Here is a 6,322-nt window from a genome sequence, read left to right on the forward strand (position 1 = left end):
CCGTAGAAAACCGAGAACAGGGCCGTTCCGTGCACGCCACGCACCATCGCCAGAATCGACCAGCCGCCGGAGAGGCACGATGACTCCGCGCAAGGGCTGGAACATCCAGAACCGCATGCTCGCCATCAGCCTCGGCCCCGCGCTGCTGCTGACCCTGCTGCTGACCGGCTACTTCACCTATTCGCGCCTGCAGGACCTGCGCCAGGAGCTCAACCACACCGGCCAGCTCATCGCCAACCAGCTCGCCCCGGCAGCGGAGTATGGCGTGCTTTCGGGCAACCTGCCGGTGCTGCAGAGCCTGCTGCGCACCACCCTGGGTACGCCGCACGTGCGCTTCATCGAGGTGCGCAACCGCAATGACGAGATCCTCGTCTACGCCGAGCAGCCGCCCAGCGACAACGGCCAGGTCGCGCCCAAGATCGAGGTGTTCCACGCCGCCATCCAGCGCGAGCACGTCGCCCCCGAGGTGCCGGGCGACGCCGCCACGCTGCGCCACACACCGGGCCGCCAGGACCAGCCGGCCAGCGACGCCGACTACCTGGGGCGCGTGGTGGTGGGCATGGCCAACGACGCCTTCAGCGAACGCCAGCAGGAAATCCTCTTCAAGGCCAGCCTGCTGGCCTTCTTCGCCCTGCTGCTGACGCTGCTGCTGGCCCGCCGCCTGGCGCAGCGCCTGGCGGCGCCGATCAGCACCATGGCCAACGCGGTGCAGGCGATCCAGACCGGCGACTACCAGACCAGCCTGCCGGTGCTGGACAACGGCGAGGTCGGCGACCTCGCACGGCACATCAACAACCTGGCGCGCGGCCTGCAGCAGGCCAGCAAGGAACAGGAGCGCACCATCGCCCAACTGGTGGCGGCCCGCGAGGAGGCCGAGCAGGCCAACCGCAGCAAGTCGGACTTCCTGGCGATGATGAGCCATGAGCTGCGCACGCCGATGAACGGTGTGCTGGGCATGCTGCAACTGCTCGAGACCACCGAACTCAACCACGAGCAGGCCGAATACACGGCGCTGGCCACCGAGTCCACCGAGCACCTGCTCAAGGTCATCAACGACATCCTCGACTTCTCGCGCATCGAGCGCGGCGCCCTGGAGCTGGAGCGCATCCCCTTCAACGTGCTGGAGCTGATCCAGGGCTCGCTGCTGGCCTTCCAGCACAGCGCCCAGCAGCGCGGCCTGATGCTGCGCATGGACGTCCAGCCCGGGCTGGAGCACCTGGAGGTACGGGGCGATCCGACGCGCCTGCGGCAGATCCTGGTCAACCTGCTGGGCAACGCGCTGAAATTCACCGAGGAAGGCGCCATCCGTCTGGAAGTCCGCTGGCAGGCCCTGGACGACGAAGTGCTGTGGCTGACCTGCGCGGTCAACGACAGCGGCATCGGCATCTCCCCGGAACGCCTGGAGCACATGTTCGAGGCCTTCAAGCAGGCCGACTCGTCCACCTCGCGGCGCTACGGCGGCACCGGCCTGGGCCTGGCCATCGCCCGCACCCTGGCCGAGCGCATGGGCGGCACCCTGCAGGCATCCAGCGAGGAAGGCCTGGGCTCGACCTTCACCTTGGAGATTCCCCTGCCCTTCCAGGCGCGCAGCCTGGGCGCGGCCGAACGCGCCCTGCGCGCCTCGGAGCAGGCCACCGGCCAGTCGGTGCTGCTGGTGGAGGACAACCCGGTGAATCAAACGGTCATAGAAGCCATGTTGCGCAGCCTCGGCTATCGCGTCACTCTGGTCGGCGATGGCGCGCAGGCGGTGCGCACGGCAGAACGTAACGAATTCGATGCCATCCTCATGGATTGCCGCCTGCCGCTGCTCAACGGCTACGAGGCCACGCGACAGATTCGCGCACTCCCCGGACGCCAGCAGGTGCCGATCATCGCCCTGACCGCCAATGCCCTGCAGGGCGATCGCGAGCTGTGCCTGGAGTCGGGCATGGACGATTACCTGGCCAAGCCGTTCAAACGCGCCGATCTACAGAAAATTCTGCAGCGCTGGTTGACCTCCGGCCGTTGATCCGCGGGGCCTGTTCGCCCAAACTCGTGGGCCTGCGAGGCTGATCGGCAAAATGCACGCCCAGCTGGAGCAACGAGGCACCGAAAGAAAGTGAACAACCGTTCGCCCGGTGCTGTGACTTTAACCATCAGGCAATAGTCTATGACTAGGCTGCCGCAGGACGCCGCTACAAGAATGAGGCGCGCGGAGCCGCAGGACGACCGATTTCGCCCTGCCGTTCAGGATTTTTGAGGAGCTCGCATGACCAAACAACACGCCTTCACCCGAGAAGACCTGCTGCGCTGCAGCCGCGGCGAGCTCTTCGGCCCGGGTAATGCGCAACTGCCCGCCCCGAACATGCTGATGATCGACCGCATCACCCACATCAGCGACGTTGGCGGCAAGTATGGCAAGGGCGAACTGGTCGCCGAGCTGGACATCAACCCCGACCTCTGGTTCTTCGCCTGCCACTTCGAAGGCGACCCGGTGATGCCGGGCTGCCTGGGCCTGGACGCCATGTGGCAGCTGGTCGGCTTCTACCTCGGCTGGCAGGGCAACCCCGGCCGCGGCCGCGCCCTGGGTTCGGGCGAGGTGAAATTCTTCGGCCAGGTCCTGCCGACCGCCAAGAAAGTCACCTACAACATCCACATCAAGCGCACCATCAACCGTTCGCTGGTCCTGGCCATCGCCGATGGCAGCGTCAGCGTCGATGGCCGCGAAATCTACAGCGCCGAAGGCCTCCGCGTCGGCCTGTTCACCTCCACTGACAGCTTCTAAGGGTAATCCGCATGCGTCGCGTCGTGATCACCGGCCTGGGCATCGTATCCTGCCTGGGCAATGACAAAGACACCGTCTCCGCCAACCTGCGCGCCGGCCGTGCCGGTATCCGCCACAACCAGTCGTACGTCGACATGGGGCTGCGCAGCCACGTCTCCGGCTCGGTGAACCTCAACCTCGAAGAGCTGATCGACCGCAAGGTGTTCCGCTTCATGGGCGACGCCGCGGCCTATGCCTACCTGGCGATGGAACAGGCGATCAAGGACTCCGGCCTGAGCGAAGAGCAGATCTCCAACCCACGCACCGGCCTGATCGCCGGCTCCGGCGGCGCTTCCACCCTGAACCAGATGGAAGCCATCGACACCCTGCGCGAAAAGGGCGTCAAGCGCATCGGCCCATACCGCGTCACCCGCACCATGGGCAGCACCGTTTCCGCCTGCCTGGCCACCCCCTTCCAGATCAAGGGCGTGAACTACTCCATCTCCTCGGCCTGCGCCACCAGCGCGCATTGCATCGGCAATGCCATGGAGCAGATCATGATGGGCAAGCAGGACGTGGTCTTCGCCGGCGGCGGTGAAGAAGAGCACTGGAGCCAGAGCTGCCTGTTCGACGCCATGGGCGCCCTCTCCACCCAGTACAACGACACTCCGGAAAAGGCCTCCCGCGCCTACGACGCCAAGCGTGACGGCTTCGTCATCGCCGGTGGCGGCGGCATGGTGGTGGTCGAGGAACTGGAGCATGCGCTCAAGCGTGGAGCCAAGATCTACGCCGAGATCATCGGCTACGGCGCCACCTCCGACGGCTACGACATGGTCGCCCCGAGCGGCGAAGGCGCCATCCGCTGCATGCAGCAGGCGCTGTCCACCGTCGACACCCCGATCGACTACCTGAACACCCACGGCACCTCCACCCCGGTGGGCGACGTGGCGGAAATCCGCGGCATCCGCGAAGTCTTCGGCGACAAAGCCCCGGCCATCAGCTCCACCAAGAGCCTGTCCGGCCACTCCCTGGGCGCCGCCGGCGTGCACGAGGCGATCTACTGCCTGCTGATGATGCAGGGCAACTTCATCGCCGGCTCCGCCAACATCGACGAGCTGGACCCGGAAGTCGCCGACATGCCGATCCTGCGCGAGACCCGCGAGAACGCCAAGCTCGACACCGTGATGAGCAACAGCTTCGGCTTCGGCGGCACCAACGCCACCCTGGTGCTGCGCCGCTTCAACGGCTGATCGTTAGCTCGGTACGGAAAAGGCGCCCTTCGGGCGCCTTTTTTGTTGCCTGCGTTTCTTGGTCGCCGGATGCCCGCTCACGCAGGTCATATAGCCATCCGCCGATGGCCCTGGCGCGAGAGCTGACGGCCTGCCGGCCGGATCGCGGATGAATCCGCTCCTACGGGGTGCAGCCCCGTAGGATGGCGTTGAGCGAAGCGATACCCATCAGCGCCGTGGCCTTCACGGGCCCTGCCCGCGATTCGCGCGCAGGGCGCGCTCCTACAGGGGGAATGGCGCAGGTGGGGCGGCGTAGGAGCGGATCTCATCCGCGAATCGCGCCGGAACCGCCGGCTATCGCGGACAAGGTCCGCTCCTACGGGTGCAGGACGTACCCTCGTAGGATGGCGTTGAGCGAAGCGATACCCATCGCCATGGCCTCGCGGACACGGCGGGGGTGGGGCGGCGTAGGAGCGGATCTTATCCGCGAAGTGCGCCGGGACCTCTGGTGATCGCGGACAAGGTCCGCTCCTACAGGGAGATGCTCCGGCTTTTCCGCGCCCCAAAGCAAAACCCCCGACCAGCCAGGCTGATCAGGGGTTTTGGGATAGGTGCTTGACGATGACCTACTCTCACATGGGGAAACCCCACACTACCATCGGCGATGCGTCGTTTCACTGCTGAGTTCGGGATGGGATCAGGTGGTTCCAACGCTCTATGGTCGTCAAGCAATTCTTTCGGATGCTCGTGGCTTGCGCTCACGCTCACCCAGATTCGGGTATGTGACAGGTCTTCTTTGCGGTTCACACGAACTTTCGGTTCGTCGACTTCACCGTCTAACACACAAATTGTTTGGGTGTTATATGGTCAAGCCTCACGGGCAATTAGTATCGGTTAGCTCAACGCCTCACAGCGCTTACACACCCGACCTATCAACGTCGTAGTCTTCGACGGCCCTTTAGGGGAATCAAGTTCCCAGTGAGATCTCATCTTGAGGCTAGTTTCCCGCTTAGATGCTTTCAGCGGTTATCTATTCCGAACATAGCTACCCGGCAGTGCCACTGGCGTGACAACCGGAACACCAGAGGTTCGTCCACTCCGGTCCTCTCGTACTAGGAGCAGCCCCTCTCAAATCTCAAACGTCCACGGCAGATAGGGACCGAACTGTCTCACGACGTTCTAAACCCAGCTCGCGTACCACTTTAAATGGCGAACAGCCATACCCTTGGGACCGGCTTCAGCCCCAGGATGTGATGAGCCGACATCGAGGTGCCAAACACCGCCGTCGATATGAACTCTTGGGCGGTATCAGCCTGTTATCCCCGGAGTACCTTTTATCCGTTGAGCGATGGCCCTTCCATACAGAACCACCGGATCACTAAGACCTACTTTCGTACCTGCTCGACGTGTCTGTCTCGCAGTCAAGCGCGCTTTTGCCTTTATACTCTGCGACCGATTTCCGACCGGTCTGAGCGCACCTTCGTACTCCTCCGTTACTCTTTAGGAGGAGACCGCCCCAGTCAAACTGCCCACCATACACTGTCCTCGATCCGGATAACGGATCAGAGTTAGAACCTCAAGCATGCCAGGGTGGTATTTCAAGGTTGGCTCCACGCGAACTGGCGTCCACGCTTCAAAGCCTCCCACCTATCCTACACAAGCAGGCTCAAAGTCCAGTGCAAAGCTACAGTAAAGGTTCACGGGGTCTTTCCGTCTAGCCGCGGATACACTGCATCTTCACAGCGATTTCAATTTCACTGAGTCTCGGGTGGAGACAGCGCCGCCATCGTTACGCCATTCGTGCAGGTCGGAACTTACCCGACAAGGAATTTCGCTACCTTAGGACCGTTATAGTTACGGCCGCCGTTTACCGGGGCTTCGATCAAGAGCTTCGCTTTCGCTAACCCCATCAATTAACCTTCCGGCACCGGGCAGGCGTCACACCCTATACGTCCACTTTCGTGTTTGCAGAGTGCTGTGTTTTTAATAAACAGTCGCAGCGGCCTGGTATCTTCGACCGGCGTGGGCTTACGCAGTAAATACTTCACCCTCACCGGCGCACCTTCTCCCGAAGTTACGGTGCCATTTTGCCTAGTTCCTTCACCCGAGTTCTCTCAAGCGCCTTGGTATTCTCTACCCGACCACCTGTGTCGGTTTCGGGTACGGTTCCTAGTTACCTGAAGCTTAGAAGCTTTTCCTGGAAGCATGGCATCAACCACTTCGCTCTCTAAAAGAAAGCTCGTCATCAGCTCTCGGCCTTGAACACCCGGATTTGCCTAAGTGTTCGGCCTACAACCTTAAACTTGGACAACCAACGCCAAGCTGGCCTAGCCTTCTCCGTCCCTCCATC

Annotated in this window: 3 protein-coding genes and 2 rRNA genes; 3 read left to right on the forward strand and 2 right to left on the reverse strand. The window is 62.8% G+C overall.

The window, feature by feature from the left end:
• Positions 1-79 precede the first annotated feature (79 nt).
• The 3 genes from FG99_RS21315 to fabB all read left to right on the forward strand — a co-directional run bounded on the left by FG99_RS21315 (position 80) and on the right by fabB (position 3,993).
• Complete coding sequence (locus FG99_RS21315) at positions 80-2,008, forward strand: ATP-binding protein (RefSeq protein ID WP_043272189.1); 1,929 nt, start codon at positions 80-82, stop codon at positions 2,006-2,008.
• Positions 2,009-2,248: 240 nt separating this feature from the next.
• On the forward strand, positions 2,249-2,764 hold the full coding sequence (fabA, locus tag FG99_RS21320; protein ID WP_009618534.1) for a 3-hydroxyacyl-[acyl-carrier-protein] dehydratase FabA: 516 nt from the start codon (positions 2,249-2,251) through the stop codon (positions 2,762-2,764).
• 11 nt (positions 2,765-2,775) lie between these two features.
• Positions 2,776-3,993, forward strand: a complete 1,218-nt coding sequence (gene fabB / locus FG99_RS21325; protein WP_043272190.1) for a beta-ketoacyl-ACP synthase I — start codon at positions 2,776-2,778, stop codon at positions 3,991-3,993.
• Between the two features lie 592 nt (positions 3,994-4,585).
• Here fabB and rrf read toward each other — a convergent pair.
• A 5S ribosomal RNA gene (gene rrf, locus FG99_RS21330) occupies positions 4,586-4,701 on the reverse strand.
• A 134-nt stretch (positions 4,702-4,835) separates the two neighbouring features.
• Positions 4,836-6,322: ribosomal RNA gene (locus FG99_RS21335) — 23S ribosomal RNA — on the reverse strand; the annotation flags it as partial.

It is taken from the genome of Pseudomonas sp. AAC (assembly GCF_000725445.1).
GTDB lineage: Bacteria > Pseudomonadota > Gammaproteobacteria > Pseudomonadales > Pseudomonadaceae > Pseudomonas > Pseudomonas citronellolis.